This window comes from Colwellia sp. TT2012, from assembly GCF_001440345.1.
Lineage (GTDB): Bacteria > Pseudomonadota > Gammaproteobacteria > Enterobacterales > Alteromonadaceae > Colwellia.
The window spans coordinates 1-956 of sequence record NZ_LJYX01000084.1 but is presented as its reverse complement, the minus strand read 5'-3'; the positions used below and the strand labels follow the sequence as shown (position 1 = coordinate 956).

Below are 956 nucleotides of genomic sequence, written 5' to 3'. Positions count from 1 at the left end.
CTGAAAATCCCGCGTTGCATTTTCTGGTCAATGGTATCCACGGCCTCATCGGCAAAGAAGGCAACAGCGTGGTCTACGGCCAGTTTGCCAATGATGACCGTCAGGGACCGTTTCCAGAGCGCTTCACCGCGTTCGTAGAAGTACAAGATGATGAAGCGCGATTTATCGACTTGACCCACTTGGCAATGGACCAGTTGGTGGAGCAAGCCGGTAATCAAGTCTTATCGACCGGTGGACACATCCTTTGCGCTCAGTACACCGCAGGTGCAACCGACTTTTTCCTGGTCGCCAGCATGAAGGAACGCGGCGGTATACAGCTGGACGAGAACTATGTGCCCAAGGAAATTCAAGAGGTCGATCTCAACAAGGTTCAGCAGGCCGCCAGGATCAATTTAGCGAGTTTCGTGGCCATAAAGGCTATGGCTGCTGCGGCCGCTGCTGCGCCTGAGCAGAATGAAGATGACGCGGAGGATGAAGTGGATTCAACCTACCTGTGCTTCATCAGCCGGGGCCGTGATAGTCAGGCATCCGATTATTTCATCTCTGCACTGGGATGCGCGAAAGGAGTAGCTTCCGGACGCGCTACCAAAAATGCCATTGATAACGTTGCACGGTTTTTTCGCGACAACAAAACGTTAAAAGGCTTTGGTTACAAGGCCAAAGAGGCGGTGATCAAGTATCTGGAGGAGCAGTTGGCCGCAGGCAAATCTGCGCGCTTGGACGCTATCTGCCACGTCGCTGTCGCACACGTACCCGCTGACTTAGTGGATGAAATTGTTGGGCTGAAAGACTATTTGAATAGCGAGAAACATAAGGTGCCAGACGACTTTACGGTCAATGCGAAATCGCTGAAAGAGAAGACCCGTATCAAGGGGGACGCGGCTAACTGGTCGTTGCAATTCGAGCGTGGAGCGTTAGGTAAGGATCCGGCCGCAGACGTTTATTATGATGAGGGT

General features: G+C 52.5%; 1 protein-coding gene. It reads left to right on the top strand.

The features are described from left to right. Positions 1 to 956: nucleoid-associated protein (locus ASU03_RS18810; RefSeq protein ID WP_057833271.1), on the top strand; the 956-nt coding region annotated here is incomplete at both ends.